This window comes from Caballeronia calidae (genome assembly GCF_900044055.2).
GTDB lineage: Bacteria > Pseudomonadota > Gammaproteobacteria > Burkholderiales > Burkholderiaceae > Caballeronia > Caballeronia calidae.
The window spans coordinates 1-25,885 of sequence record NZ_FCOX02000004.1 but is presented as its reverse complement, the minus strand read 5'-3'; the positions used below and the strand labels follow the sequence as shown (position 1 = coordinate 25,885).

Annotated in this window: 26 protein-coding genes and 1 pseudogene; 11 read left to right on the top strand and 16 right to left on the bottom strand. The window is 63.1% G+C overall.

All coding sequences use genetic code 11. From position 1 onward, the window contains the following. Nucleotides 1-5 precede the first annotated feature (5 nt). Both AWB78_RS05460 and AWB78_RS05455 read left to right on the top strand, forming a co-directional pair. Nucleotides 6-1,166, top strand: a complete 1,161-nt coding sequence (locus AWB78_RS05460) for an iron-containing alcohol dehydrogenase (protein ID WP_062603032.1) — start codon at nucleotides 6-8, stop codon at nucleotides 1,164-1,166. After that, nucleotides 1,163-1,630 (top strand): 6,7-dimethyl-8-ribityllumazine synthase, encoded by a 468-nt coding sequence (locus AWB78_RS05455; protein WP_062603030.1) that lies wholly within the window; start codon nucleotides 1,163-1,165, stop codon nucleotides 1,628-1,630. The genes AWB78_RS05460 and AWB78_RS05455 overlap by 4 nt, the downstream gene beginning before the upstream one ends. A gap of 66 nt (nucleotides 1,631-1,696) precedes the next feature. On the opposite strand, the gene AWB78_RS05450 is transcribed toward AWB78_RS05455, so the two are convergent. The 3 genes from AWB78_RS05450 to AWB78_RS05440 all read right to left on the bottom strand — a co-directional run bounded on the left by AWB78_RS05450 (nucleotide 1,697) and on the right by AWB78_RS05440 (nucleotide 4,594). After that, nucleotides 1,697-2,290, bottom strand: a complete 594-nt coding sequence (locus tag AWB78_RS05450; protein ID WP_062603466.1) for a nitroreductase family protein — start codon at nucleotides 2,288-2,290, stop codon at nucleotides 1,697-1,699. A 67-nt stretch (nucleotides 2,291-2,357) separates the two neighbouring features. Further along, entirely contained in the window at nucleotides 2,358-3,239 is an 882-nt protein-coding gene (locus tag AWB78_RS05445) for an MBL fold metallo-hydrolase (RefSeq protein WP_062603028.1), read from the bottom strand. After that, a complete protein-coding gene (locus tag AWB78_RS05440; protein WP_062603026.1) occupies nucleotides 3,236-4,594 on the bottom strand; it encodes an MFS transporter in 1,359 nt (452 codons plus the stop codon). The genes AWB78_RS05445 and AWB78_RS05440 overlap by 4 nt, the downstream gene beginning before the upstream one ends. A 173-nt stretch (nucleotides 4,595-4,767) precedes the next feature. Between AWB78_RS05440 and AWB78_RS05435 the strand changes: the two genes are divergently transcribed. Together AWB78_RS05435 and AWB78_RS05430 are read left to right on the top strand one after the other, a co-directional pair. Continuing rightward, entirely contained in the window at nucleotides 4,768-5,730 is a 963-nt protein-coding gene (locus tag AWB78_RS05435; RefSeq protein ID WP_062603024.1) for a LysR family transcriptional regulator, read from the top strand. A 264-nt stretch (nucleotides 5,731-5,994) separates the two neighbouring features. Beyond that, nucleotides 5,995-7,389 (top strand): MFS transporter, encoded by a 1,395-nt coding sequence (locus AWB78_RS05430; RefSeq protein ID WP_062603023.1) that lies wholly within the window; start codon nucleotides 5,995-5,997, stop codon nucleotides 7,387-7,389. A gap of 7 nt (nucleotides 7,390-7,396) precedes the next feature. Here AWB78_RS05430 and AWB78_RS05425 read toward each other — a convergent pair whose 3' ends face one another. Continuing rightward, entirely contained in the window at nucleotides 7,397-8,323 is a 927-nt protein-coding gene (locus tag AWB78_RS05425) for a LysR family transcriptional regulator (RefSeq protein WP_062603021.1), read from the bottom strand. Nucleotides 8,324-8,453: 130 nt separating this feature from the next. Here AWB78_RS05425 and AWB78_RS05420 point away from each other — a divergent pair, with 130 nt between their 5' ends. Then, nucleotides 8,454-9,215 carry an SDR family NAD(P)-dependent oxidoreductase gene (locus AWB78_RS05420; protein WP_062603019.1) on the top strand — a complete coding sequence of 254 codons (762 nt, stop codon included), beginning with the start codon at nucleotides 8,454-8,456 and terminating at the stop codon, nucleotides 9,213-9,215. 32 nt (nucleotides 9,216-9,247) lie between these two features. Next, a complete protein-coding gene (locus tag AWB78_RS05415) occupies nucleotides 9,248-10,207 on the top strand; it encodes a 3-hydroxyacyl-CoA dehydrogenase (protein WP_062603465.1) in 960 nt (319 codons plus the stop codon). Between the two features lie 56 nt (nucleotides 10,208-10,263). Here the strand turns inward: AWB78_RS05415 and AWB78_RS05410 are convergent, their stop codons facing one another. The 8 genes from AWB78_RS05410 to AWB78_RS05370 all read right to left on the bottom strand — a co-directional run bounded on the left by AWB78_RS05410 (nucleotide 10,264) and on the right by AWB78_RS05370 (nucleotide 19,607). After that, nucleotides 10,264-11,295, bottom strand: coding sequence for a methyl-accepting chemotaxis protein (locus AWB78_RS05410; RefSeq protein ID WP_062603017.1), 1,032 nt, complete (start codon nucleotides 11,293-11,295; stop codon nucleotides 10,264-10,266). A 191-nt stretch (nucleotides 11,296-11,486) separates the two neighbouring features. Continuing rightward, complete coding sequence (locus AWB78_RS05405; RefSeq protein WP_062603016.1) at nucleotides 11,487-12,326, bottom strand: hypothetical protein; 840 nt, start codon at nucleotides 12,324-12,326, stop codon at nucleotides 11,487-11,489. A 1,062-nt stretch (nucleotides 12,327-13,388) separates the two neighbouring features. Beyond that, complete coding sequence (locus tag AWB78_RS05395) at nucleotides 13,389-13,898, bottom strand: hypothetical protein (protein WP_062603011.1); 510 nt, start codon at nucleotides 13,896-13,898, stop codon at nucleotides 13,389-13,391. A gap of 87 nt (nucleotides 13,899-13,985) precedes the next feature. Continuing rightward, nucleotides 13,986-15,104 carry an ABC transporter ATP-binding protein gene (locus AWB78_RS05390; protein ID WP_269768919.1) on the bottom strand — a complete coding sequence of 373 codons (1,119 nt, stop codon included), beginning with the start codon at nucleotides 15,102-15,104 and terminating at the stop codon, nucleotides 13,986-13,988. 5 nt (nucleotides 15,105-15,109) lie between these two features. Continuing rightward, complete coding sequence (locus tag AWB78_RS05385; RefSeq protein WP_062603009.1) at nucleotides 15,110-16,147, bottom strand: carbohydrate ABC transporter permease; 1,038 nt, start codon at nucleotides 16,145-16,147, stop codon at nucleotides 15,110-15,112. After that, on the bottom strand, nucleotides 16,147-17,295 hold the full coding sequence (locus AWB78_RS05380) for a carbohydrate ABC transporter permease (RefSeq protein ID WP_062603008.1): 1,149 nt from the start codon (nucleotides 17,293-17,295) through the stop codon (nucleotides 16,147-16,149). Before AWB78_RS05380 ends, AWB78_RS05385 begins: the two co-directional genes overlap by 1 nt. 54 nt (nucleotides 17,296-17,349) lie before the next feature. Further along, nucleotides 17,350-18,828, bottom strand: a complete 1,479-nt coding sequence (locus AWB78_RS05375) for an extracellular solute-binding protein (RefSeq protein WP_062603006.1) — start codon at nucleotides 18,826-18,828, stop codon at nucleotides 17,350-17,352. Between the two features lie 50 nt (nucleotides 18,829-18,878). Next, entirely contained in the window at nucleotides 18,879-19,607 is a 729-nt protein-coding gene (locus AWB78_RS05370) for a GntR family transcriptional regulator (RefSeq protein WP_232477613.1), read from the bottom strand. A 160-nt stretch (nucleotides 19,608-19,767) separates the two neighbouring features. Between AWB78_RS05370 and AWB78_RS05365 the strand changes: the two genes are divergently transcribed. The 3 genes from AWB78_RS05365 to AWB78_RS05355 are packed head-to-tail and all read left to right on the top strand — an operon-like array spanning nucleotide 19,768 to nucleotide 23,012. Continuing rightward, a complete protein-coding gene (locus AWB78_RS05365; protein WP_062603461.1) occupies nucleotides 19,768-21,066 on the top strand; it encodes an L-fuconate dehydratase in 1,299 nt (432 codons plus the stop codon). Then, nucleotides 21,054-21,929 (top strand): ATP adenylyltransferase family protein, encoded by an 876-nt coding sequence (locus tag AWB78_RS05360; protein ID WP_062603002.1) that lies wholly within the window; start codon nucleotides 21,054-21,056, stop codon nucleotides 21,927-21,929. Before AWB78_RS05365 ends, AWB78_RS05360 begins: the two co-directional genes overlap by 13 nt. Before the next feature lie 54 nt (nucleotides 21,930-21,983). Then, nucleotides 21,984-23,012, top strand: a complete 1,029-nt coding sequence (locus AWB78_RS05355) for a S1C family serine protease (RefSeq protein WP_062603000.1) — start codon at nucleotides 21,984-21,986, stop codon at nucleotides 23,010-23,012. A gap of 55 nt (nucleotides 23,013-23,067) precedes the next feature. Here the strand turns inward: AWB78_RS05355 and AWB78_RS05350 are convergent, their stop codons facing one another. Further along, entirely contained in the window at nucleotides 23,068-23,358 is a 291-nt protein-coding gene (locus AWB78_RS05350; RefSeq protein WP_062602998.1) for a hypothetical protein, read from the bottom strand. 265 nt (nucleotides 23,359-23,623) lie between these two features. On the opposite strand from AWB78_RS05350, the gene AWB78_RS46295 reads away from it, so the two are divergent. Continuing rightward, a complete protein-coding gene (locus tag AWB78_RS46295) occupies nucleotides 23,624-23,797 on the top strand; it encodes a hypothetical protein (protein ID WP_157697414.1) in 174 nt (57 codons plus the stop codon). Nucleotides 23,798-23,850: 53 nt separating this feature from the next. Here the strand turns inward: AWB78_RS46295 and AWB78_RS05345 are convergent, their stop codons facing one another. Continuing rightward, nucleotides 23,851-24,225, bottom strand: a complete 375-nt coding sequence (locus tag AWB78_RS05345) for a hypothetical protein (RefSeq protein ID WP_062602996.1) — start codon at nucleotides 24,223-24,225, stop codon at nucleotides 23,851-23,853. Nucleotides 24,226-24,479: 254 nt separating this feature from the next. Between AWB78_RS05345 and AWB78_RS05340 the strand changes: the two genes are divergently transcribed. Next, nucleotides 24,480-24,914, top strand: coding sequence for a hypothetical protein (locus AWB78_RS05340; protein WP_062602994.1), 435 nt, complete (start codon nucleotides 24,480-24,482; stop codon nucleotides 24,912-24,914). A 24-nt stretch (nucleotides 24,915-24,938) separates the two neighbouring features. Here AWB78_RS05340 and AWB78_RS05335 read toward each other — a convergent pair whose 3' ends face one another. Beyond that, complete coding sequence (locus AWB78_RS05335) at nucleotides 24,939-25,148, bottom strand: hypothetical protein (protein ID WP_157697413.1); 210 nt, start codon at nucleotides 25,146-25,148, stop codon at nucleotides 24,939-24,941. A 302-nt stretch (nucleotides 25,149-25,450) separates the two neighbouring features. Further along, nucleotides 25,451-25,885, bottom strand: a pseudogene (locus tag AWB78_RS46290) (hypothetical protein); the annotation flags it as partial.

Genomic DNA, 25,885 nt, shown 5'->3' with positions numbered 1-25,885 from the left:
ATCGCATGAACGCATTCAGCTTCACCACCGTTCCCTCGCTCGTGGTCGATTACGGCAGCGCACGGCGTCTCGGCACGCTGCTGCGCGAGCGCTATCGCGACGAGCGCCGTCTCGTGCTCGTCACCGACCGCTTCCTCAATGACAGCGGCCTGATCGCGCCCGCGCTCGATAATCTTGCCACGCAAGGCTGGGACGTGACCGTGATCGACGACGTGATCGCCGATCCGCCCGATCACGTCGTGCTCGATGCCGCCGCGCGCGCGAGGGCGAGCGGCGCGCAAGTCGTGCTGGGTCTCGGCGGCGGCTCGTCGATGGACGTCGCGAAGCTCATTGCCGTGCTGTGCGCGTCCGACCAGCCGCTCGAGAAGATGTACGGCGTCGGCAATGTCGAAGGCCCGCGCCTGCCGCTCGTGCTGATGCCTACGACCGCGGGCACCGGCTCGGAAGTCACGGCCATTTCCATCGTGACGACGGGCGCAACCACGAAGAGCGGCGTCGTGTCGCCGATTCTCTATCCCGATCTCGCGCTGCTCGACGCCGAACTCACGCTCGGCCTGCCACCGCAGGCAACCGCCGCGACGGGCATCGACGCAATGGTGCATGCGATCGAGGCGTATACGTCGGCGCGCCTGAAGAATCCGCTCTCCGACATGCTCGCGAAGGAAGCGCTGCGTCTGCTCTACGCGAACCTGCTGCCCGCGTGCCGCGAGGGCCGCGACCGCGCCGCCCGCGAAGCCATGCTGCTCGGCGCGACGCTCGCGGGTCAGGCGTTCTCAAACGCGCCCGTGGCCGCCGTTCACGCGCTCGCGTATCCGCTCGGCGGGCACTTCCACGTGCCGCACGGTCTCTCGAACGCGCTGGTGCTGATGCACGTGCTGCGCTTCAACGCGCCCGCCGCCGCCGCGCGCTATGCGGAGCTCGCGGACACGCTCGGATGCGTCGCCGCCGATGACAGCATCGAAGCGAAGACGGAAGCCTTCATCCAGGCGATGCAGACGCTCGTGAACGAAACCGGCATTCCGCGCACGCTGCGCGAAGTGGGCGTCAACGAATCGCATCTGCCGATGCTCGCCGCCGACGCGATGAAGCAGCAGCGTCTGCTCATCAACAATCCTCGCGAGATGACCGAAGCGGCCGCGCTCGACATCTACAAGGCCGCGCTATGAACGCTCCTTCGCAACCGGTCGAACCCTTGCGCATCGCGTTCGTGCAGTCGTGCTGGCATCGCGAGATCGTGGATCAGTGCCGTCATGCGTTTATCGCCGGCGTCGTCGATCTGGGCTTCGATGCGAGCGCCGTCGAATGCTTCGAGGTGCCCGGCGCGTTCGAATTGCCGCTGCATGCGAAGCTGCTTGCGCGGCGCGGCGGATTCGATGCGATCGTCGCGGCGGGACTCGTCGTCGACGGCGGGATCTATCGGCATGAGTTCGTCGCGCGAGCGGTCATCGACGGATTGATGCAGGTGCAGCTCGACACGCTCACGCCGGTATTCTCCGCGGTGCTCACGCCGCATCACTTCCATGCCGGCGAAGAACACGTGAGATTCTTTCATGACCACATGCGCGTGAAGGGACGCGAAGTGGCGAACGCGTGCATCGAGACCTTGCAGCGGGTCGCACTCATCGCCTGAAAGCGGTCCTCGCAAACGAAAAAGGCATCCGGTTCGCGCCGGATGCCTTTTTTATCGACGCGAGCTTCAGGCCGATTCAGGCCATGCGCCGAAATGCGCGATCTGATCGAGCGGCAGACGCGCGCGCGGCGCCTGTTCGCGCTCGGCGAGCGCGGCGGGAAGCGATTGCGCGTCGCCGTGATGCGCGACCGAGATCATGCTCAACACGTCATAGCGCTCGGGAATCGCGAAGATCTTGCGGAATGCGCCGGCGTCGAGGCCGCTCATTGCGTGCGCGGCGAGACCTTGTGCATGTGCCTGCAGCAGCAGCGCCATCGCGGCGGCGCCCGCGTCGTAGCTCGCGCCCGGATTCGCCGTGCCCTTCGACGTGAGCGTATCCGCGAGCACGGCGATCAGCACCTGGGCATTCGCATTCCACGACTGATTGAACGGTATGAGCGTGCCGAACGCGCGCTCGAACGCGGCGGGATCTTCTGTCTTTTCGAACACGACGAAACGCCACGGCTGCGCGTTGAACGCCGACGGCGCCCAACGCGCCGCTTCGAGCATGGCGATCACTTGCGCGTGCGCGACGGGACGATCCGCATACGCGCGCGGGCTCCAGCGCTCTGCGATCAAAGGATGAATTGCCGTATCGGTCGGGGCGGGACGATGTGTCATGAAGTTGCGTTCGCGATGGATGGCAAAAAGCCGGGACGCATGTCCCGGCCGCATAACGGATGACGGATCAGTCCGGATGCCGGAAATCGAAACCGCCGCCAGGCTTCTCGTCGACATAGCCGGCATGCGGCGCCATGAAGTGTCCCGGCAAGAGCAGCGCGCGCTGCTCGCAGGTCTTTTCCAGCACCTTCAGGCGCGTCTCTGCGGATTGCTTCTGGTCGATGCAGCCGAAGCAGCTCCAGTGCGGATACTTCACCTGAATCGGATGATGAAGAATGTCGCCGGTCATGACGGCGTGGGCATCGTTCGACTTCAGCCAGATCGCGATATGCCCCGGCGTATGTCCCGGCGCGGGCTCGAGAAAGAGACAATCTCCGATCTGGGCGTAGTCATCGACGATCATCGCCTGGCCCGCCTCGATCACCGGCAGCACGCTGTCCTTGTAGCCGAGGATGTGATGCCCCTTCGAATCCGCCGCATAGCGCGCTTCCCAGTAGTCGTTCTCGGTCTTCGAAAACACATACTTCGCGTTGGGAAACGTCGGCACCCAGCGATCGCCGATGAGCCGCGTATTCCAGCCCACATGATCCGCATGAAGATGCGTGCAGAGCACATAGTCGATCTCTTCGGGCCTCGCGCCGGCCGTCGCGAGGCGGTCGAGATACGGCGTCTGCAGATTGCACCAGTCGGGACGGCCGGGCCGGTCCTTGTCGTTGCCGACGCAGCCATCGATCAGGATCTTGTGACGCCCCGTATCCAGCAGCCACGAGTGCATGCTGAGCAGCATGCGGCCCGTCGCGGGATCGTAATGACCGGGCGCGATCCACGAGAGATTGTCCTGAACGTCTTCGGGCGTCGCCAGCGGAAAGAACCTGAGAAACTCGAAGGACCTGTCGACGGTCTCCTGAACGAGCGTCGCCGTGACGTTGCCAATCCTGAATCGAATCACGATGCCTGTTCTCCCGACAAACCTGTTGCGATGGGCTGACGTTCCGCGTGCGTCGCGCGCTCGGTGCCGTGCTCCAGCGCGGACAGTTCGAGCCCGGCGGCTTCGCGCAACGGCATGATGCCGAGCACGGAGATCACGGCGGCGACCACGATGTACGCGGCCAGCAGCCAGTACCCGCCCGCCCACATCACGAACAGCGCGGCGAGGATCGGCGTGGGGCCGCTCCAGATCACGGTTGCGAGCTGATAGGCCACCGACACACCGCTATAGCGTATCGCAGCCGGATACTGCTCGCTGATGAGCGCGGGCTGCGCCGAGAGCGTGCTGCCGAGACCGAAGACCATCGCGAGCGAGATCGCCGTGACGATCACCGGGTAGCTGCCCGTATCGAGCATTTTGAAGAACGGAAAGATGAACGCGCCGAGAAAGATCATGCCGCCCATATAGACCTTCTTGCGGCCGATGCGATCCGACAGCGCGCCGAAGAACGGCTGCGACAGCAGCGTGAAGAACGAGCCGATCATCAGCGCGCGAATCGCGAGCGGCTTCTCGATGTGCAGGTTCTGCGTCAGATAGACGAGCGCATAGACCGAGATCACGAAGAAGCTCGTGTTTTCGGCGGCCTGCGCCGCGACCACTTGCAGCGTGCGCTTCTTCTGCGTGGCGATGACCGTCGCGATCGGCATCTTCTCGGCGGTGTGCGAGCGCTGCAGCTTCTGGAAGCTCGGCGACTCGGACACGCGCCGGCGGATGATGAAGCCCACCACGACGAGCAAGCCGGAGAGCAGGAACGGCACGCGCCAGCCCCACGCCGCGAACTGCTCGGGCGTCGTGATCGCGGTGGTCACGGCCATCACGCCGGTCGAGAGGATCAGCGCGGCGGAGATGCCCATTTGCGGCCACGCGCCGTAGAAACCGCGTTTCTTCGCGGGGGAGTGCTCGATCACCATCAGCGTCGCGCCGCCCCATTCGCCGCCGACCGCGAAGCCTTGCAGAAAGCGCAGCGTCGTGAGGAGGATCGGCGCGCCGAGGCCGATGCTTTCATACGTCGGCAAAAGGCCGATCAGGAAGGTCACCCCGCCCATCATCAGCAGGCTCAGCACGAGCATCGCCTTGCGGCCGATCTTGTCGCCGTAATGACCGAACACGATGCCGCCCACCGGCCGCGCGATGAAGCCGATCGCGAAGCTCGCGAGCGACGCGATCGTGCCCGCGACCGGATCGATCGCGGGGAAGAACAGCTTGTTGAAGACCAGCGCCGCCGCCGATCCGAAGATGAAAAAGTCGTACCACTCGAGGGTGGCGCCTATCGCGCTGGCGAACGAAACCCGCCGGATATCCGAATCGTTGACCATCTTGTCTCCTCAACTGATTGCTGATGCCTGATATGTTCTGTCTCCCCGGCGCTGCGGACGCGGGGAATGTAATGCTGAAATTATCGGGAACGGGCGGGCGAAACTCTATTCGCTTTAGAATATCGATTTATAAGATGGCGCTATAAATGAACGGGAGCGGAGGAAGCAGCGGCATGTCCCGTGATGACCGTTCCGTTGCGGCCGAAGGCATCGACGCGCTCGGCCTGCGCTTCGATCTCGTCGAGCTCGAAACCTTTCTCGCGGTGGCGGAGCTCGGCAGCTTCAGCGCGGCGGCCAGAAAGATGCACGTCTCCCAGCCTTCCGTGACCAATCGCGTGCAGCGGCTCGAAGCGATGCTGAAGACGAAGCTCGTCGAACGCACGACGCGCCGCGTGTCGGTTACGCCCGACGGCGCCGAACTCGCGAACCGCGCGAGACTCGCGCTTCAGGGTTTGCGCGAACTGCTGCTGGATTTTCAGTCGCGGGCGGCATCGTCGAGACTGCGCGCCGTGATCGCGACCACGCCGATGCTCGCCGCCGTCGTCCTGCCGCAACTCATCCAGTCGTTTCGTCAGGCGTATCCCGCGATGCAGATCCAGGTCCGCGACCTGCAATATGAGGACGTGCTCGCGGCGGTCGAATCGGGTCAGGCCGATCTCGCCGTCAGCGCGTTCGACGACGATTCGGACAAGCTCCGCTTCGAGCCGCTCGCGCGCGAGCCGATGCTGGTCGTGCTGCCGAAGGCGCATCCGCTCGCGGGACAGAAGCACATTTCGCTCGAACAGCTCGCACGCCTGCCGCTGATGCTGCTCGAACGCTATACGCTCCTGCAGTCACGGCTGTCGAAGGCGCTCGCGAAGCGCGGCTTGTCGCTGAGCACGATCCAGCACTCGACCAATGTCGGCACGGTGCTCGGACTCGTGGATGCGGGACTCGGCGCGACCTTTCTGCCGCGCTACATGGCGCAGCGCTACTCGCTCGAATCGCGCGCGACGCTCGACGTGCCCGAGATCGATCTCTCGCGCAACTTCGGCGTTCTGGTCCGCACGAAAGCGGATCTCAACCTGGCATCGACACTGTTTCTGGATCATCTGCGCGCGAACTTCGCGGCGATGCTGCACGCGGAACAGGACTGACGATTTGCCGATGGCCTTCGCTTTAGGGGTAAACGCGCCATTCCTGAAGCCGGCGAAGCGCCGCACGAGCCGCTGAAATCCTTGCTGCGCAAAGCTATCGCGCTTTTTATCCGCACGCTCTTATGCGGTGCTTGCATAACAGGTATTCGTGCGTCCGCTGTGCGCAATCAATACGCTTCTCGAACACCAGCCCGCCAACGAACCAGAGCGGGCCGCGCATTTCATCCGCTTGAATCACTGACGAAACCGGGAGGAGACAACCCCATGAGCATCGATGCGATCGACCGCGCCGCAGCGCATTCCGTCGACGAAGAAAAGCTGTACAAGAAGCTCTTATGGCGCATCGCGCCGATTCTATTCCTGTGCCATACCTTCTCGTTTCTCGATCGCGTCAATATCGGCTTTGCGAAGCTGCAAATGCTCGGCGACCTGAAGATCGGCGATTCCGCGTTCGCGCTCGGCGCGAGCATGTTCTTCATCGGCTATATCGCGCTCGAGATTCCGAGCAACATCATTCTGCATCGGGTCGGCGCGCGGCGATGGATCGCGCGCATCATGCTGACGTGGGGCCTGATTTCCGCGGGCACGATGTTCACCGCCGAACTCGCGCAATTGTTCGGCGTTCAGAACGCGACAATGTTCTATATCCTGCGCCTGCTGCTCGGATGCTGCGAAGCGGGCTTCTATCCCGGCATGCTTCTCTATATCAATTACTGGTTTCCTTCCGATCGACAGACGAAGGTGACATTCGGCCTGCTGCTCGCGTTGCCGACGAGCCTCGTGTTCGGCGGACCGGTGTCGGGCTGGCTCATGCAGCATTCGCACGGCTGGTTCGGCTATAGCGGCTGGCAATGGATGCTCATGATCGAAGGCGTTCCGGCGATGGCACTCGCGTTCCTCGTGTACTTCGGTCTCAGCGACAAGATCGGCGAGGCGCGCTGGCTCACCGATGCGCAGAAGCGTCTGCTCGAAAAGAACGTCGTCACCGAGAATGCGCACAAGGAGTATCACTTCGGCGCGGCGTTGCGCGACTATCGCGTATGGATCTGCGCGGGGATCATCTTCACGTATGCGACGGGCTGGTACGGATTGTCGTTCTGGCTGCCGTCGATCGTGCGTGAATCGGGCGTGAAGGACACGTTCCATATCGGTCTGCTCACCGCGATTCCGTTCGTCTTCGCCGCCGCAACGATGCTCTTCAACGCATGGCATTCGAGCAAGACCGGCGAGCGCCGCTGGCATGCCGCCATTCCCGCGTTCATGGGCGGCGCGGGACTGATCCTGAGCGCGGTCTTCGCGCACAACGTGCCAGTCTCGATCATCTGCCTGTGTGTCGCGGCCTCGGGCGTGCTGGGGCTCACGCCGGTCGTCTGGACTTATCCGGGCAGCCTGCTTTCGGGGACGGCCGCCGCCGCGGGCTTCGCGATGATCAATTCATTCGGAAGCTTGTCCGGCATCGCGGGTTCGTGGATCACCAATATCGTGAAGGACATGACCGGCAGCATCAACAACGGCACCTATGCGCTCGGCTTCGTGCTGCTATGTACCGGTGTTCTCGTGCTGTCGTTGCCCGCCGCGACCTTCGCGCGCGGCAACGAAGCGCGCAGGAAGCCCGATGCCGATGTCGCCGCCGAAGCGCTGACGGATTCTCCCGCCTAATACGCAGTCAATCGATCGCGCGCCAGACGCCGTTTCGCACCAGCGATTCGGTCTCCTGGCGCACGATGCGATACAGCGCCTTCATCGCGAGCGTGGCTTCTTTCTTGGGCGAGAACGCGATCGACAGCACGCCCGACAGCGAAGGCTCGTGAATGCGCCGCGCCTTGAGCGTGCCGCGTTCGAGGCGCTTTTCGATCGCGGCGAAGGGCGCGATGCTGAAGCCGAGCCCCGCCTCGACGAGATCGAAGATGCCTGCCATCGCATCGATCTCGACGACGATGTTCAGCGACAACGCGCGCGCGGCCGCGGCGTCTTCGGCGAGCGTGCGCAGGCCGTGCGGCCGGGGCGGCAGGATCCACTGCAAATCGGCGGCCTCGGAGAAGGCGAGCGGTTCCGCCGATGCGTTCAATACGCCGGCATCGGGCGGGCCGATCAGGAGCATCTCATCGGACAGCAACGGCTCCACGCCGATGGTGTTCATCGACGTCACGTTGTAGAGCACGCCGATGTCGAGCTTTCCCGTCATCAGCCATTCGAGCAGATAGCCGCTCACGCCCTCACGCAGCTTGAGCCGCACTTCGGGAAACTCCGCGCGAAAGCGCTTCGTGAGCGGCACGAGCAGGAATTCGCCCAGCATCGGCGGAATGCCGATCGTCACCGTGCCGCCGGGGCTCGAGCGCAGCGCCTGCATCTGGCTCACGGTGCTGTCGGTGCGCATCAGGATGTCGCTCGCCGATGCGAGGAAGGTCTTGCCGTTGTCGGTCAGTGACATGCCGTGACCGTGACGGTACAGGAGCGGCAGGCCGAACTCGTGCTCCAGACTCTGGATATGCCGTGTCAAAAGCGACTGGCTCACGCCGAGCAGCGTCGCGGCGCGCGACAGACTGCCTTCGCGCGCGACGACTTCGAAGTATCTCAACTGTTTCAGTTCCAATCGCGCCTCCGGTCTTCGCGTCATTGTCGGTTCCGGCGTCTTTCGCGTTTTGCATAACAGGTATGCAAGCGCCAAGCGGCGCGTCTGGATACGCTTGCCTCGTTCCAGTCGATCACAGTCGGGAGAGTGCATGCTGCCAAGGGCGCCCAGTTTTTCGTTGAACGGCAAGACCGCGTTGATCACGGGCGGCGGCCGCGGCATCGGCCTCGCGGCGGCCGCGGCGCTGGCCCAGGCGGGCGCGCGCGTGACGCTCGTCGCGCGCTCGGGCGATGAGCTGGAGCGTGCCTGCGGCCTCATCGGCGAGGAAGGTGGCAAGAGCGATTACATCGCGCTCGACGTGACCGACGCGCGTGCCGTCAGCGCGACGATCGATGAACGCGGACCGTACGACATCCTCGTGAACTGCGCGGGCACGAACCGTCCGAAGCCGCTCATCGACGTGACGGACGAAGACATCGACGCGATCATCGACCTCAACGTGAAGTCGGTCTTTCATGTGTCGCGCGCGGTCGCGAAGGGCATGCTGCGCGCCGGCATCGCGGGCTCGATCATCAGCGTGTCGTCGCAGATGGGGCACGTGGGCAGCCCGAAGCGCACGGTGTATTGCGCGTCGAAACATGCGATCGAAGGCATGACGAAGGCGCTCGCGTGGGAGCTCGGGCCGCACGGCATCCGCGTGAATACCGTCTGCCCGACGTTCATCGAGACCGCGTTCACCGCGAGCATGTTCGATGCGCCCGGCTTTCGCGACTGGGTCACGCAACGTATCGCGCTCGGCCGCGTCGGGCGCGTCGAGGAAGTGACGGGCGCGATCGTGTTTCTTGCGAGCGATGCATCCACGCTGATGACGGGCAGCGCGCTCATGCTCGACGGCGGCTGGACCGCGGCGTGACGCACAACAATCATTTCAAGGCGAGACGAACGATGAACGTATCGAAGATGGATCCGGGCAAGCCGGTGGCGGTGGTCGGCGCGGGGCTGGTGGGCGCGGGATGGGCGATCGCGTTCGCGCGCGCGGGTCTGCGGGTGCGCCTATACGATGCCAACCCGCGCACGGCGGAGCAGGCGCTGCCGTGGGCCGCCAATCAGCTCGCGGCGCTTCACGACCACGGACTGATCGATGAAGCGCCCGCGACGATCGCCGCGCGGCTCACGCTCGCCGACTCGCTCGCGCAAGCCATCGACGGCGCGGCCTATGTGCAGGAGTCGGTGCTGGAGCGCGTCGACGTGAAGCGGCAACTGATGGTGGATCTCGAGGAAGTCGCGGATCGAAGCGTGATCATCGGCAGCTCGAGCTCGGGCATCAAGGCGTCCGACTTCGCCAACGATCTCGCCATCTCGCCGCGCGTGCTGATTGCGCATCCGGTCAATCCGCCCTATCTCGTGCCGGTCGTGGAGCTCGTGCCCTCGACGCAGACATCGCAGGAGACGATCGCGTTCACCGACGCGCTCATGCGCGGCATCGGCCAGAGCGTCGTCCATGTGCGCAAGGAGATCGAGGGCTTCGTTCTGAACCGCCTGCAGGCGGCGCTGCTGCGCGAAGCGTGGGCGCTGCAGCGCGACGGCATCGCGAGCTGCGAGGACATCGACAAGACCGTGCGCGACGGGCTCGGCTGGCGCTGGTCGTTCATGGGGCCGTTCGAGACGATCGATCTGAACGCGCCGGGCGGCGTCGCCGACTATGCGAACCGGCTCGGGCCGCTGTATTACTCGATCGCCCGTTCGCGCACCGAAGACGGTCCGTGGGACGACGCGCTGATCGCGCGCGTCGAAGAGGACCGGCGACGGCATCTTCGCGCCGACGAACTCGCCGCGCGGCGCGACTGGCGCGATGAACAACTGATGCTGTTCGCGGCCAGCCGCACGAAAAGCGGCGCCAGGTGACGCGAATCGGCGGCGCGCTTCGGCCGCCGTTCTGAGCGACACAACGGGTCGAAGGTCTAGGGCTCCTGACAGATGACGCCGTACCAACCCAGACCCCGGTAGGTTTCGTATCCTGGCGTCGCAGCGAACGACACGATCGTACCGTTGATGCCCCAATAGAACCCCGCGGATTTTCCGCCGGTCTGCAAGCGAAAGCGCTCGTCCAGAATGCCCTTGCCGTCCGAAGAAGCAATAACCCGAAATGACGAATCTACGATCATGCAACGCGAGCGCCGCCGTTCTTCCTCTGTTAGGCGAACGCTTTTGACCACCGTCTCGGCTTGCGGGGCCCAGTCGAAGAAAATGACGAGTGCGCCGAGTATGCGACCGTCAAGCGTACCGCCCTCGCGGATGGCCGTCGAATAGGTCGCGACCTGTGCGTTGCCTAGCGGCGCGAGTGTCTCGATGTCGGAGGCAACGTACTGCGAGCCTGAGGTGGTCTTCATTGCCGCCTTGTACCACTCAGCGCCCGCAACGTTTTGCCCCCGTACCGCGTAGGTCGAGTGACGGCCATTCGCAACCACCACGCCGTCCGCGTCAACGACCCAGAGGTCGCGGTAAACCGTATAGCTATCCAGTATGACTTCAAGGCGACGGCACGCATGGTCACGCGCCGTTGTGCTCCCAGCAACGAGACATTCGACCACTGCCGAATCCGTTGCCCACCAACGCACGTCGCACGAGCGCTCGTACAGGTTGCGGTCGATGATATCGATCATATTCAAGGCGAGGTCCGTGTAGCGCTGGCCGTCCAGAGAACGCATTCTCTCGATCATGCTGTCGCCGAGTTCCGTAAGTTTCGACAACGAGACGGCGAGTTCCTTGTTTAGCCCGGTTGTGATATCGGAGATGCGCGTCGATACATGCTTCACCTGTTTGGCCACGACTGCGAAGCCCTTGCCTGCGTCGCCAGCACGGGCAGCTTCGATCAAGGCGTTCAATGCGAGGAAAGTGGTCTCGCGGTTGATATCGTTGATGTCGGCGATCTTGCCGGACGCGAGACGTTTGACCTCATGCGTCAGATCGACGATGGCTTGCGGATTGGACATACGGCTTGCTCGCAGGATGGACAATGTAGAGCGGGCATCTAATGCAAGCTTCGCGCCTATTCTTTTAACGACAACACGGACGGCGCAAACGTTTGATCGTTGCCTACTGTGCAGTGTTCGGTAGCAAGGCAAGTCGGAGAAGCACCATCGAGGGGCGAAGGTGCACGCATGTGGGAATCGCAACTCAGTTGCTATCGTTTGCCGCGCTGTCGGAGGGCTGATTCATAAATAGCGGGATCGACGATGTTCATTTCTACCTGCGCAGACACGCCGAACACCAATTTGAAGTTCTCGCCGCCGACGATTCGCTCGGCCTCGTGGAAAAAGATTGAATAGAGTCGATTGAGGTCGGCTGCGGTCGGCGCGGAGACATCCGGTGAATCGTATTTGAGTTGCTCGACCGCGGCGACAAATGTGCGCCGACGCTCTATCAGGGACCGAATCTTGTCCTCCGTTTCGCGTCCTTTCAAGGTGGTTCTGACATGCGCCTCGAAGTCGTCGACGTCTTGATGGGTGCCTTCCGTGCTCATCACATTACTCCCGCTCGAGCCTGCGCATGTGGTCTGTCTGTTGGCCCAGGCCGCGTGTTGCTTTCCGTACGTACCAAAGATCGCGTTGCTGAGCCAATAGCCTCTGGCTTTGTGCACGGTAGCAGGCGGCGCGCCGCTCTGCCCCGTTGGCCAGAGAACCTGATTGGCGAGTTGATGGCAGACGCCGTCGATCCCATAGAAAAAAATCGTCCCTCGCGCGGCGGCGTCCGATCTCGAGTCGGCATCCGGCTGACAGAGGCACGACGCGTAGCTCAATTCTGCTGCGCCGGAGGCTAAAAACCCGTCAGGAATCGAAGGCGTTTCACCCTTTGCATGGAAATCGCCCCAGCAATACCAATAATTCTGGCCCGCTGCCACGACTTCCGGGATCGCAGGATAGGCCACGAGCCTGTTGTCGTAGGTGGTGACCCAGGTATGGTCGACAGCCGATCCTTCGTAATAGGCGGGCACGGCCCAGGCGTACAACGTGACGGCGGTCATTTGTTTCCCCTTGAACCCGTCCCCGGGCGGGCGCTCGGGTAGTCGGTGCGATCCGGCTCTTACCAACTACGACAGAGCCGTTTCATTTTCGTTTATAGGTACTTTCAGTGGCGAATTTCAAGTGCTTGCGTGCGTTGTCCATGCTGCGGAAGCGCGTGTGTCCTTCCTCACTGCAATACGAACGGCCTCGTCGGAGTACAGACCGACGCGCGGTGCTATTGGCCGAACTCCGACTCGTGAGGCGCCTCGTGGATGACCAGACCGCCCCGAACTGCCGTTGAAGCGCAGCGGTGTCGATCGTGAAGGTTGTCCAACAGACTCACCGACAAACTATTCCAGTTGCGCGCAGAACCGTCATTGATCAGACGAGAAGCGCGGTTGCCGTTGCTTCAGCGCACCCGCGGTATCCCTACCCCTCCCGCCGCGAGAGGGTTGCACCGAACCTCTCTCCACTACGATGCAGATCACGATCCATGCGTCGTCATTCGCGACGCAGACGCTCGCGAACAACCTGCCCGGTCTCACGCCGAGCCCGCCGATCGGCAGGTTGCGTTACGCGCGCGATCTCAACCACATCGACTTGCTGCGCGATCGTGCGACGAACCAGCAGGCTGGCGTTGAATTTTGTTCGGAATGCCCATCACCAAAGGAGAATCAGGAATGTCTCAGCGCTTGAAAACCGCCTTGTCACTGGAAGCCGCCGCTACTGTCGAATCGCAGCCGGAGTCGATGACATGCGTGCAACCGAAAGTATCCTCGTCAGCGGCAACGCGGACCTGGGCGTGGGGAAGAACGCACGCACCCTATGACTGGATGGATATGCATACCCCCCTGGACGACCTGAGCTCGTGGCATTGAACCGGACCTCATGCGCCCATTCATCCGCACCGGGAAGACCCGTGCGATGACACGAACCCTACGGATCGCCGCCGGCGACTCTCCGGACCCGGGTGGGCGCATGATCAAGTTCGTCGATGGACGGAGCGACCTGGCACGGCGCTGGCAACGGGGGAGTCTCTGTTTGCCGCTAGCCTTACGAGCCTGCGTGGGCAAAAAACCCCATTAAGGGAAAGCAGGAATCGTAGGATCCGCCCCTTCCACATCGGCCTCCGGATGATGGCTCTTAACCAGAGCCTCGATTTCCTCAACCCGATCCTTCGGCACATCGACCATCATCAGCAACTCGCCTTCTTCGATCGCATGTTCGAAGCGCCGCAACCGCGTATTCGGTATCCCCACACCGATCATCGTCGCGGCCCACGCACCAAAGCCCATGCTCGCCAGCGTCATGCAAACCACGGCGCCGCCCGCGATCGTCAACCCCGCCGGCGGAAACGCCATCGCAACGAGCCCGGCAAGCGCGCCCGTCACGCCGCCCGCAGCCGTTCCGCGCGCGAGCGCAGGCAAAAGATCGCTGCGTTGAACGAGCGTCGCCTGCGGCAAATCCTCCAGCGGTTCATGAGGCCGCGCAAGCACATGGATATGCCGCCATTCGATCCGCTTCAAAAGCAGTTCGTCGATGATCCCCTTCGCGCTCGTCACACTGGGCAGCAGAAAATAGATGCGCCTCATCTCGCACCTCCATATCGGATCGTCATCAATCCAATATAGACGACGCGAACAGGAACGTTTTGCCGCACGCATACAGGCTTACGTTTCTCAAACAGATCGTCGAATGCGCGCGCCGGTTTCATCGAAGAAATAGATGCGCTCGCGATTCACACGCACGCCGGCCGCGCCGCCGATCTCGCCCGCGAAGGTATTCGGCACCTTCACGACGATCTGCTGCTCGCCCACGTTCATCGTGACGAGCGAATGATCGCCGATCAGCTCCACCGAATAGATGCGCCCCTGCAGTTCGCCCTCGCCCTGCGCCACGAGCGAGCACTCCTCGGGACGCACGCCGAGCGTCGCCTTGCCGTCGTGACGCACCGGCGCTTCGAGCGAAAGACCCGGTGCATCGAAGCGTCCCTGCGCGAGCGCGCCGCGCAGAAAATTCATCGGCGGCGAACCGATGAAGCCCGCGACGAACAGATTCGCCGGGTCCGAATAGATGCGCGCGGGCGTATCGAGCTGCTGCAATGCGCCCTTGTCGAGGACAGCGACGCGATGCGCGAGCGTCATCGCCTCGATCTGATCGTGCGTTACGTAGATCGTCGTGATGCCGAGCTTATGCTGCATGTGCTTCAGTTCCGCGCGCATGTGGCCGCGCAGCTTGGCATCGAGATTGGAGAGCGGCTCGTCCATCAGAAACGCGGCTGGCCGCCGCACGATCGCGCGCGCAAGCGCCACGCGCTGACGCTGCCCGCCCGACAACTGACGCGGCAGGCGCGACAGCAGCGGCTCCAGTTGCACGCTCGCCGCCACTTCGCGCACGGCTGCGTCGATCTCGGTTTTCGAGCGCTTTCTCACGATGAGCGGATACGCGATGTTCTCGAACACCGTCTTGTGCGGATACAGCGCATACGACTGAAACACCATCGCCACATCGCGATCGCGGGGCAGTCGATGCGTCACATCGGTATCGCCGACGAAAACCGCGCCCTCCGTCGCCGATTCGAGACCCGCGACGATGCGCAGCGCCGTCGTCTTGCCGCAACCCGATTCGCCGAGCAGCACGAGAAATTCGCCCGCCTGCACGTCGAGCGACAGATCGCGCAGCACGCGCGTGTCGCCGAACATCTTGCCGACGTTTCGCAACGACACGCTCTTCGACTGGCGCGCCGCCGCGATCTTCGTCAGGCGGGCGTCGTCGACCTTCACCGCCTCGCTATCCATGACCGTCATCCTTTCACGGCTCCCACGAGAATGCCCCGCACGATGAAGCGCTGCAGCGTGAGCGTCAGCAGCATCACCGGCAGGATCATGATCAGTATCAGCACCGACATGTTCCACCATTGCGGACCGCGCGTCGCGTTTTGCGCCGCGACGAGCAACGGCATCGTCTGCGCATTCGCGGTCGTCAGAAAGAGCGCGAACAGGTACTCGTTCCACGAGAGAATCAGCACCAGCAGGCTCGTTGCGACGAGTCCCGGCGCAACCAGCGGCAACACGATGCCGAAGAGAATCGAGAAACGCGTCGCGCCGTCGATCTGCGCGCTTTCTTCGATTTCGCGCGGCACGCCGTCGAAGAAATCGAACATGAGCCACACGACGATCGGCAAATTCGCCGTCGCATACGTGATGATGAGCGCGAGATGCGTATCGAGCAGGCCGACATTCTTGAACGTGAGATAGATCGGAATCACCGTGACGACGGGTGGAAGAATTCGCTGGGAGATGACCCAGAAGAGGATGTCGTCGTTGTTCAGATGCTTGCGCGCGCGTCGCATGATCGGCCGCAGGATCAGGAAGAAGAGCGCGAGGGCGACAGCGAGCGCTATGCGCAGATCGACATGGCCCCACGCGACCGCCGCGATCAGCAACGCGATCAACAGCACGCCGAGACCCACTGCCGCAACGGGCGGCCGATACTCGATGCGGGCGAGCGCGTAAGCCGCCATCGAGCCGAGAAAGACCGATGCCGCCGTGCCGCACGTCGCGATGATCAGCGAGTTCATATAAGGGCGATAGGTGTCCGGCCCGAGATCGACGAAGATGTAATGCCACGCATCCAGATGCGGCTTGAAATCGACGAAGGGAATGTAGAGCGGCCCCGCCGATACATCCACCGGCAGCTTGAACGATGTGATCGCCATCCAGTACAACGGGAACAGCACGACGAGCGACCACAGCCCGAGCAGCAGATATGCGATCGCCCTGGCGCCGATGGGCAACTCGTCCAGACGCGCGGGCACGAACCAGCGCTTCAGTGTGCTCATCACTGATCTCCCCGCGCGCGCCGCACGACGAACTGGAAGAACGACACGCACGCTATCGTCGACACGAAGAACAGCATGTACGCCACCGCCGACGCGCCGCCGAGATTCAGCGTGCGCCATTCGATGAACGCATGCAGCGTCATCGATTCCGTCGCGATGCCGGGGCCGCCGTTGGTCAGCACGTTCGGCAGGTCGACGATCTTGAACGCTTCGATCAGACGGATGAGCACGGCGCTCGCCGCGACCGGCGCGATCGATGGCCACGTGACATCGCGGAATACGCGCCACGCCGATGCGCCGTCGAGCTGTGCCGCTTCGATCTGCTCGCGCGACGTGCCTTCGAGCGCCGCGAGCATCACGAGAAACATGAACGGCACCCATTGCCATGTATCGCCGATCACGACGACGAGCCGCGCGAGCCACGGGTCCGCCGCCCACGCGATCTGCCCGAGACCGAGCCACGACCATATCGGCGCGAGCGGGCCGATGGAGGTATCGGCCATCATGCGGAACATGTACGCGATACCGACGGGCGTCACCATCAGCGGCAGAAAGAACAGCAGACGAAAGAAGCGCCCGCCCCTGAGCGGCAGCGTGCACAGCCAGGCGAGCCCCAGCCCGATGAGAAATTGCAGCGCGACGCCGAGCACGACATAGAAGATCGTGACCATCAAACTGCCGAGCGCCCCGCCGCCGCCGAGCGTATTGGCCGCGAGCCACACGAGCGCGAGGAACGCGCATGACGCGATCAGACGCCCGAGCGTGCCGATGATCGAACGCCGCTCGCTTCTCATGTACCGGTAGAACCAGAACAGCACGGCGATCACGGCAAGCAGCATGGTTGCAATGCTGATTATTCCGGGCGCGCGGAACACGCCCGTGAAGTGGTATTGCTGGCTGCCGGAGAAAAGGCGCGCGTAGTTGCGCAGGCCTGTGAAAGTGAGTTGATAGCCGCCCTCGCCCAGCTCGAAGCGCGTCAGCGAAAGATACGCCGATGTCACGAGCGGAAAGATCGAGAACGCGAGAATCAGCAGCACCGTCGGCAGCACGAACACATAGGGCGCCTGCCGGTCGAGCCAGTTCGCGATGCGCGCGCGCGAGCCTCGCTCGTTCGCGACCACGGACGATGCGTGCGACTGCGTATTCATCACCCCTCCATTGCGATGGCGAGCGCGCTTTTGCAGACGCGCTCGCCAGAGCCTTCACTTCGCCCCGATCGATGCCTTGTATGCGCGCAACTGGCCGTCCTTGCCGAGATCGTCGGTGATCTCGCTCCAGCCGCTGTCGATGGCTTTCATCGTCGCATCGGCATCGAGCTCGCCCGCGAGGAAGCGCGCGACCGCCGTATCGAGCACGACCTGCTCATAGCGCTGATTCTGCGGAATGCGCAGATCGATGATCATGTTCGGGCTTTGCAGGCTCTGCTGGATCGCGCCGAGATAGGACTTCGCGGCCGCGTCGCTCATGCCCGCCTTCTTCCACGCCGCCATATCCGTGAACTGCGAGCGCCGGTATGGATTGAAGCCCGATGCGCCGATGGTCACGTCCACATTCGATTGCGCGGGCTGGCTCATGAACGAGAGAAACGCGTAGGCCGCGTCCTTCACCTTCGGCTTCGCCTTCGCGTTGATGCCGCCCGACCAGCCGCCGAACGCCGCGAACGGCGCATGATTCACGCCGTCGATCGCGTACGGACACGTGGTCTTGTCGCACGGCACGAGCTTGCCCGTGTCGCGGTCGAGCACCTTGCGCGAGCCGGGCAGGATCACCGCGCCGACCTTGTCGATCACCTTCGACTGCTTCGGATCGATCGCGAGCGGGCCGATATCGCCCCAGTCGAGCGTCAATGCGCAATGGCCGGAGATGAACGCGCTGCGCGTATCGCCGACATCGAGGTTGATTTCATTCGGCGGACCATAATTGGTCGATTCCTTGTAGATGCGCAGCGCTTCCTTGAAGCCGTCGTTGTTCACGAGCGACTTGAAGTTGCGCGGATCGAAGAACGCCCCTTGCGCCGTGCCCTTCGATTGCAGATAGCCGCCCGCGATCGAAATGATCGCCCAGTACGCCTGCGCGTTGCGCTTCTTCGAGATGCACGAACCCGCGACCGGCTTGCCGTCGCCGTCGAAGACCTTGCCGTTCGCGGCCTTCGCGATATCGAGGTAATCGTCCCATGTTTTCGGGGGCTGCTTGCCGAGCTTCTGCAGGATATCGGTGCGGTAATAGACCATCTGGAAGTCGCCGTCGAGCGCGATGAGATAGGTCTTGCCGTTGTACTTCTGCGAGAAGTCGACGAAGAACGGCATCACGTCGTCTTCTTTCAGCGCGGCATCTTTTGCGACGCGTTGCGACAGGTCTTCGAGGAAGCCGCCCTTCGTGTAATCGACCATCCATTGCGGCGCGAACACGGCGGCATCGACGGAGTTCGTGCTCGACGCCCAGTCCGTCAGCAGCTTTTGATAGAGATCGGAGAACGGCACCGTCAGCACGTTCACCTTCGCGCCCGTCAGCTTCTCGAACTCGGGCGCGCGCCGTTGCAGCGGCTCGGCGATCTGTGGACCGACGAAGGTCATCACGTTGACGGTCACGCCCTTGAACTCATCGGCCGCCATCGCCGGCGATGCGGCGAGACATGCGGCAGCGAGGACGGCCACGGCGCCGACTTGCTTGAACAGGTTCATTGTTGTCTCCTCCATTGCGGTTGACCACGCTTTCTCGTCTTCCTTGTCTCCTACTCCCTGAACAGATCCGGTCTTTCAGCGGAGAAGCGCCGCAGTTCCGCGACGACTTCATCCAGGTGATCGTGCATCGCGCGCGCGGCCGCTTCGCCATCGCGGGCGCGAATCGCTTGCGCAATGCGCAGATGTTCCGCGAGCGTGTGCGCATGCCGCTCGGGACTCGCCATCAGACGGCGCGCGCGATCTAGCGCATTGCGCGATGCCGCGACGATCTCCTTCACGCGCGGCAGATCGATCGCATCCAACAGCAGTTCATGAAACGCGAGATCGAGCAGATGAAACTCGCGGCGCAGACCTTGCTGCACTGCGTCGCGTTCGCGGTCGAGGTTGGCGTCGAGGGCATCGAGCGTGGCTTCGTCGCATGCGGCAGCGAGCGTGCGCACGGCCTCCACTTCGAGCGCGCTGCGGATGAACAGATGCTGACGAATATCGTGCATGACGATGGGCATGACGCGCGTGCCGCGCTGCGGCAAGACTTCGACGAGACCCGCGGCCGCGAGCTTCGCCAGTGCGGACGAAACCGGAAAGCGCGATACGCCCATGCGCTCGCACACCGCGAGCTTGTCGATCATCATGCCGGGCTCCATCGCCAGATTGACGATGGCCGCGCGCAATGCCTGTTCGACCGCGTCGGTGAGTTTGCCGCGCTCTGAACCGTGCAATCGAGGCAACGCGCGGTAAGGGTCGGCGGCAAGACTGTTTTCATTCGTCGATGCGCTCACGCCGCCCTTGATTTCGCACTAACATGCTAGCAGGCTAGGAGGCGAAACACGGGTTGTCAATGTCGCGCGTATATCGATTACCCGAGCGCGTTCGCATGTGCGCGAAGCCTCCGTTCAACCCCTGCGCGTTGCCGTCACGCCCACTTTCAAGGAGATGAACATGACCAGCATCACGAAGCTCTCCGTGCGCGATATTCGCTTTCCCACTTCACGTTCGCTCGACGGCTCGGACGCGATGAACGCCGCGCCCGATTACTCCGCCGCCTACGTGACACTCGAAACCGATTCGCCGGGACTCGCGGGCCACGGCCTCACGTTCACGATCGGACGCGGCACCGAAGTGGTCGTCGCGGCGGTTCAGGCGCTCGCGCCGCTCGTCGTTGGCAAGAGGATAGAAGACATCGCCGCGGATATGGGCGGCTTCTGGCGCGCGATCACGTCGGATAGTCAATTGCGCTGGATCGGCCCCGAGAAGGGCGTCATTCATCTCGCGACGGCCGCAGTGGTCAACGCCGTATGGGATCTGTGGGCGAAGAGCGAAAAGAAGCCCGTGTGGAAACTGCTCGTCGACATGAGCCCGGAGAAGCTCGTGAGTTGTCTCGACTTCCGCTATGTGACCGATGCGATCACGCCATCCGAAGCGCTTGCGTTGCTGAAGCGCTTGCAAGGCACGCGCGCCGAACGCGAAGCGGAAATGCTCGCGCAAGGCTTCCCCGCTTACACGACGTCAGCCGGCTGGCTCGGCTACGACGACGACAAGATTCGACGGCTCGCGCGCGAAGGCGTCGCGGCGGGCTGGACGCATTTCAAGCAGAAAGTCGGCGGCAATCTCGAAGAAGACATTCGCCGCGCACGCATTTTGCGCGAGGAAATCGGCCCTGACCGCAAGCTGATGATGGACGCGAACCAGGTCTGGGAAGTCGATGAAGCGATCGCGAACATGCGTCGTCTCGCGGAGTTCGATCCGTGGTGGATCGAAGAGCCGACGAGCCCCGACGATGTGCTCGGCCACGCCGCGATCCGCAGACGCCTCGCGCCGATGACCGGCGTCGCGACCGGCGAACACTGCCAGAACCGCGTGATCTTCAAGCAACTGCTGCAAGCCGAAGCGATCGACTTCTGTCAGATCGATAGCTGCCGTCTCGGCGGTCTGAACGAAGTGCTCGTCGTGCTTCTGATGGCCGCGAAGTTCGGCGTGCCGGTGTGTCCTCATGCGGGCGGCGTCGGCTTGTGCGAGTATGTGCAGCATATTTCGCTGTTCGATTACATCTGCGTGTCGGGGTCGCTCGAGAATCGCGTGCTCGAATATGTCGATCATCTGCACGAGCATTTTCTCGATCCCGTCGTCATCAGGAACGGGCGATACATGCCGCCGCAAGCGAGCGGCTACAGCATCGAGATACACGCCGCATCGCTCGATCGATACGAGTTCGGCAAGGGAGAAGCATGGCGCACATGAACGCCCCTTCGTGGCAGCAGATCATCGCGCAAAGCGAACGCGCGCTCGCATGCGGCGCGCTGCGTTCCTTCGATACGGTGCAAAGCGTGATCGACGACGGCGGCGTGCGCTTTCTCGTGCGGCAGGCGGCGAATCTCGCGCGCAAGGAGGAAGCGTCGAAGCTCGCAGCCAAGTCCGCCGCCGATGCCGCGAGCGCGTGGCGCGATCCGTTTTCGCCGTGCGAGGAGGCGTTGCGTGTCGGCGATATCGGCGAGCGCCACTTTCTGTTGCTCAACAAGTTCAACGTGCTCGCGCATCATCTGCTGATCGTGACGACGGACTTCGAGCCGCAGGAGTCGCTCATCCATCAAAGCGATTTCGCCGCGCTGTTCGCCTGCCTCCATCGCTTCGACGCGCTCGGCTTCTATAACGGCGGCACGATCGCTGGATCGAGCCAGCCGCATAAACATCTGCAGATGGTGCCGCTGCCGCTCGACGGTCATGCTTTACCCATCGAGTCTTTCGTCGAAAGCGCGCGCACGAGCGGCATCTTCAGCGCGCCGCAGCTCGCGTTCAAACACGCCGCAGCATGGCTCGACCACGACGATGCAACCCGCGCGCATGCCACCTATCTGCAACTGCTGAAAGCGATCGGCGTGCGGCCGCTCGATGTCGCCGGAGCCGCGCATCAAAGCGCGCCTTACAACCTGCTCGTCACGCGGCGCTGGATGCTTGCCGTGCCGCGCGGTGTATCGCATGTCGAAGGCGTCGCGGTGAACGCGCTCGGCTTCGCGGGCTCGCTCTTCGTGCGAGACGACGCGCAACGCGGCATCGTCGAAAGGCTCGGCCCGATGCAACTGCTTGCATCTGCAACTATCTCTTGAAATCGGCGGCGGCGTCCCGCATGTCGGCTTCCAGACATCGGGAGTTCAACGGACATGGGAAGCCGGCCTCAATTCATCGACGATCTCGCGCGCGGCGCACAGGACGCCGCGCCCGCCACGCCGCTCGACGATACCGCGCTGCTCGACGCCTATTCGCGCACGGTCATCGGCGCACTCGAGCGCGTGCAGCAGGCAGTCGTGTTCATCTCGGTCGAGCGCCAGATCGCCGATCAGCGCGGTGCGCGCCGCAATGTCGGCGGCACGGGCTCGGGATTCATCTTCACGCCCGACGGCTATCTGCTGACGAATAACCATGTGGTGCACGGCGCGACGCATATCGTCGTCACGCTCGCGGACGGCGCGCGCTTCGATGCCGATCTCGTCGGCGACGATCCCGCGAGCGATCTCGCGGTACTGCGCATCGGCTCGCCCGAACCGCTGCCGCATGTCGGGCTGGGCACGTCGGGCAGCCTGCGCGTCGGGCAGATCGCGATCGCGGTGGGCAATCCGCTCGGGCTCGCGCAGACCGTGACCACGGGCGTCGTGTCCGCGCTCGGCCGAACGCTGCGCTCGACCTCGGGCCGCATGATCTACGACGTCATCCAGACCGACGCGGCGCTCAATCCCGGCAACTCGGGCGGACCGCTCATCAATTCGGCAGGCGAAGTGATCGGCGTCAACACGGCGATCATCTCGGGCGCGCAGGCCATTTCCTTCGCCACGGCCATCGACACGGCGAAGTGGGTCATCATGCAGATCTTCGCGCATGGCCGCGTACGGCGCGCGTATATCGGCGTCGCGGGCACGACCACGCCAATCTCGCGGCGCGTGCAGCGCTTCTTCGAGCTCGCGTCCGCGAGCGGCGTGCATGTGATGGAGATCGTGAAAGGCAGCCCGGCCGCGACCGGCGGATTGCGTGTGGGCGATCGCATCGTCGCGGTGGATGGCATCGCCGTCGATAGCGTCGATGGCTTGCAGCGCACGCTGGATGCATCGCGTATCGACCGGGCGGTGAAGATCGCGGTGCTGCGCGGCACGCAGAAGCTCGATATCGACGTGACGCCGGTCGAGCAGACGGGTTGACGCCGCGGCGGCGCATGCTTCCGTTCACATGCGCCGCCACGTACGCCGCTTCGCTTCATTTTCTGCCGCCGGTCTCCCGCGCCGTTTCCCCCGTTTCCCCCGAAATTCGTTCCGCGGCATCGTCGACGACGCGCGCGAGGCGCTTGCGCAACGCATCCGCATCGCGCCGCAGCGGCTCGTCCGTCGACGTGAGCACCAACGCATCGATGCGTCGCCGCCAGTACTCCGGATGCATGACGGCATAGCGCGACGGTGCGCCGTGCGCGCTCGCCGCGACGCGCTCCAGCTCCGCGATCATCCGCGCGATGTGCGCGAGCTCCTCGTGCGCATGTCGATCCGCGCTCACAGCCCTCTCCTCGCCTCGCCCCGCGTCTCGACGCCAGCGCGGGTCCATGGATGCTAAACGGGGAAACCGTAAGGTTTATTCCAGCGGGAGGTGTGAACAAATCCGGCGCGCGTCCGGCTCCGTGCACTGGCTATGTGCGCTAACAGCCGGTCGCGCAAGCACGGCTGCGGCTTAATGTGGAAGGAGCAGGCAGCGTTCGCGCGCATGGGTCGCCCCGTCGAACGATCCTGCCCTGTCTGGGGAAAGGTCCTAGAAAAGGATTGCCATGACCACGCACAAGAAAAACCAGACGGCGCCGCGCCGCCAGGCGTTCCGCTGCACCGGCCAGCAACTCGACGCGATCTTGCGCTTCGCAGAAGAGCGCAAGCTCGATCATGAACCACTGCATATCGTGGTTGCCGAGTTCTGGCGTTATCACGCGCACGCCAAAGCAGCCTGATCGTTCGTTCTTCTCATTGGCTTCGGCGCATCGCCCTTGCGGGTGCGAGGAAGCTATTGGCCTGAAAGCGCGCGCACCTTGAGCACCCAGATCGCGGTCGGCACGGCGTAGTAGCTGCTTACGTTGCCGGTGACGAGCTTGCCCGTCAGCTGAACGCGCGCGTTCTCCGTGGGCGTCGCGTCGATGATCTGCACCGCCGAGACATTCGACTGCTGCCGCCCGCCCTGCCCCGTACTCCCGCTCAATACGCAGATCGGGCTCGACAGCGAGAGCACCCACGCCGGCTTCGCGGATGCGTCCGTCTCGCGCGGCGCCTGCCGCGTGGCGGTGCCTTCGAGGGTGACGACATCGCCGTCGTTGTAACACGGCGCCGCCGCTGCGGAGCCTGCCATCAGCGCGAGCACCAGAGCACAGGCTTTCGCAATCATTCGAACCTCGCGAAGAGCGCGTCGCGTGACGCGCGGTTCCGGGAAAGAAGCTCAGTTACTTTAGGTGATTGCCGTGGGGGTCGCAACCTGCCGCGTCGAGCTATCCTTCCCTATACGTAAAACCCACCATTCGGGAACGCCTGTTGCTGACCATCATATGAGGAATCAGAGAGCGCGGAATGCGAGTCCGATACCGCGCGTAGAGACGTCTGTTGCTTCGGTCCTGGCGAAGCGGACCGACAGAGGGGGCGACGATGAATCAGGTCATAGTTGGGGTGTTCGGATGCTATCGCGACGGACATGATGCACTGCGCGCATTGCAGCTCGCAGGCCTGCGACGCGACGATGCGCATCTGTATCGAGCGGGACGCGGCGAAATCGACATCGATGCGCTCCTTCCGCCCGCGCATCACGAGGACGATGCCGAGTATGTCGCGCACGGCGAGCATCAAGGCGTGATCGGCGCGCGCAACCGTTTCGTGCCGCACGAGCCTTTGACACCGCATCCGCCCGCGACGCACACGTCCGATGACCCGACGCCGCAGCGAACCTTGCTCGTCATCCGCATCACCGACGACATCAAGCCCGGCGCCATCGGCGAATTGCTGCACGAGCATGGCGCGATCGCGGTGAAGGACCCGAGCGGGCACTGGCGCTTCTCGCCGTTCAGGAATCCGGCGCGCGTCTGATCGGCAGCCGTTCGATCGCGCAGCTCAGTGCAGGCCCGGATGAGGCTTGCGGGATGCGGGCTGCGTGTCCGGTTCGGCACGCTCGTCCTCTTCGATCGCGTCGTCCTGCGTGGTCTCTTCGCTGGCGAGATCGCGCGCCTCCTGTGCCGCCGCGGCCGCGCGCAGACGTCGGCAATGCGCCGAATGGCGGAATGTCGCAAGCATGCGCATGACTTCGCGGGTTCTCGTTCTCATTGTTGCCTCCTTCGAAGCAGTTGAGAAACTACTTTAAGTGTAGGCGGCAAACGCGCGGGTGCAAGGCGTTTCAGCGAAATAATGGAGGTGACGTTTTTTAAGGCGGCGCAGTTCGGCGCACGTAAAAAAAACCGGGCGGATGCTTTGCGCAAACGCCCGGTTCTTTGTAACTGCTTTTGATTCTGCTGCTGTGCTTTTACGGCTTTACTTCTACGGCTTTACTTCTGCTGCTTTATTTCTGCTGCTTTATTTCTGCTGCTTTACTTCTGTTGCTGTGCTTCTGCTGCCTTACTTCTGCTGCCTTACTTCTGCTGCTTTACTTCTGCTGCTGTGCTTCTGCTGCTGTGCTTCTGCTGCTGTGCTTCTGCTGCTGTGCTTCTGCTGATGTGCTTCTGCTGCTGTGCTTCTGCTGCTGTGCTTCTGCTGCTGTGCTTCTGCTGCCGTGCTTCTGCTGCCGTGCTTCTGCTGCCGTGCTTCTGCTGCTGTGCTTCTGCTGCTGTGCTTCTGCTGCTGTGCTTCTGCTGCTGTACTTCTGCTGCTGTGCTTCTGCTGCTGTACTTCTGCTGCTGTGCTTCTGCTGCTGTGCTTCTGCTGCTGTACTTCTGCTGCTGTGCTTCTGCTGCTCGTTCTGTGTTGTCCGGCGTTGAAGAGATATTAGAGGTATCCGCTAATTTACGCACACCGTAGCGAGAATTGTTCGCAATGACTGGGCGAGCGTAGGCGCATCGCGACGATCG

Bases quoted from the DNA above. Each gene is read 5' to 3' on its own strand.
- AWB78_RS05345 (WP_062602996.1), bottom strand. From the start codon at position 24,225: ATGATTGCGAAAGCCTGTGCTCTGGTGCTCGCGCTGATGGCAGGCTCC.
- AWB78_RS05420 (WP_062603019.1), top strand. From the start codon at position 8,454: ATGCTGCCAAGGGCGCCCAGTTTTTCGTTGAACGGCAAGACCGCGTTG.
- AWB78_RS05340 (WP_062602994.1), top strand. From the start codon at position 24,480: ATGAATCAGGTCATAGTTGGGGTGTTCGGATGCTATCGCGACGGACAT.
- AWB78_RS05435 (WP_062603024.1), top strand. From the start codon at position 4,768: ATGTCCCGTGATGACCGTTCCGTTGCGGCCGAAGGCATCGACGCGCTC.
- AWB78_RS46295 (WP_157697414.1), top strand. From the start codon at position 23,624: ATGACCACGCACAAGAAAAACCAGACGGCGCCGCGCCGCCAGGCGTTC.
- AWB78_RS05405 (WP_062603016.1), bottom strand. From the start codon at position 12,326: ATGACCGCCGTCACGTTGTACGCCTGGGCCGTGCCCGCCTATTACGAA.
- AWB78_RS05355 (WP_062603000.1), top strand. From the start codon at position 21,984: ATGGGAAGCCGGCCTCAATTCATCGACGATCTCGCGCGCGGCGCACAG.
- AWB78_RS05385 (WP_062603009.1), bottom strand. From the start codon at position 16,147: ATGAGCACACTGAAGCGCTGGTTCGTGCCCGCGCGTCTGGACGAGTTG.
- AWB78_RS05410 (WP_062603017.1), bottom strand. From the start codon at position 11,295: ATGTCCAATCCGCAAGCCATCGTCGATCTGACGCATGAGGTCAAACGT.
- AWB78_RS05335 (WP_157697413.1), bottom strand. From the start codon at position 25,148: ATGAGAACGAGAACCCGCGAAGTCATGCGCATGCTTGCGACATTCCGC.
- AWB78_RS05440 (WP_062603026.1), bottom strand. From the start codon at position 4,594: ATGGTCAACGATTCGGATATCCGGCGGGTTTCGTTCGCCAGCGCGATA.
- AWB78_RS05380 (WP_062603008.1), bottom strand. From the start codon at position 17,295: ATGAATACGCAGTCGCACGCATCGTCCGTGGTCGCGAACGAGCGAGGC.
- AWB78_RS05365 (WP_062603461.1), top strand. From the start codon at position 19,768: ATGACCAGCATCACGAAGCTCTCCGTGCGCGATATTCGCTTTCCCACT.
- AWB78_RS05415 (WP_062603465.1), top strand. From the start codon at position 9,248: ATGAACGTATCGAAGATGGATCCGGGCAAGCCGGTGGCGGTGGTCGGC.
- AWB78_RS05395 (WP_062603011.1), bottom strand. From the start codon at position 13,898: ATGAGGCGCATCTATTTTCTGCTGCCCAGTGTGACGAGCGCGAAGGGG.
- AWB78_RS05450 (WP_062603466.1), bottom strand. From the start codon at position 2,290: ATGACACATCGTCCCGCCCCGACCGATACGGCAATTCATCCTTTGATC.
- AWB78_RS05455 (WP_062603030.1), top strand. From the start codon at position 1,163: ATGAACGCTCCTTCGCAACCGGTCGAACCCTTGCGCATCGCGTTCGTG.
- AWB78_RS05430 (WP_062603023.1), top strand. From the start codon at position 5,995: ATGAGCATCGATGCGATCGACCGCGCCGCAGCGCATTCCGTCGACGAA.
- AWB78_RS05360 (WP_062603002.1), top strand. From the start codon at position 21,054: ATGGCGCACATGAACGCCCCTTCGTGGCAGCAGATCATCGCGCAAAGC.
- AWB78_RS05375 (WP_062603006.1), bottom strand. From the start codon at position 18,828: ATGAACCTGTTCAAGCAAGTCGGCGCCGTGGCCGTCCTCGCTGCCGCA.
- AWB78_RS05460 (WP_062603032.1), top strand. From the start codon at position 6: ATGAACGCATTCAGCTTCACCACCGTTCCCTCGCTCGTGGTCGATTAC.
- AWB78_RS05390 (WP_269768919.1), bottom strand. From the start codon at position 15,104: ATGGATAGCGAGGCGGTGAAGGTCGACGACGCCCGCCTGACGAAGATC.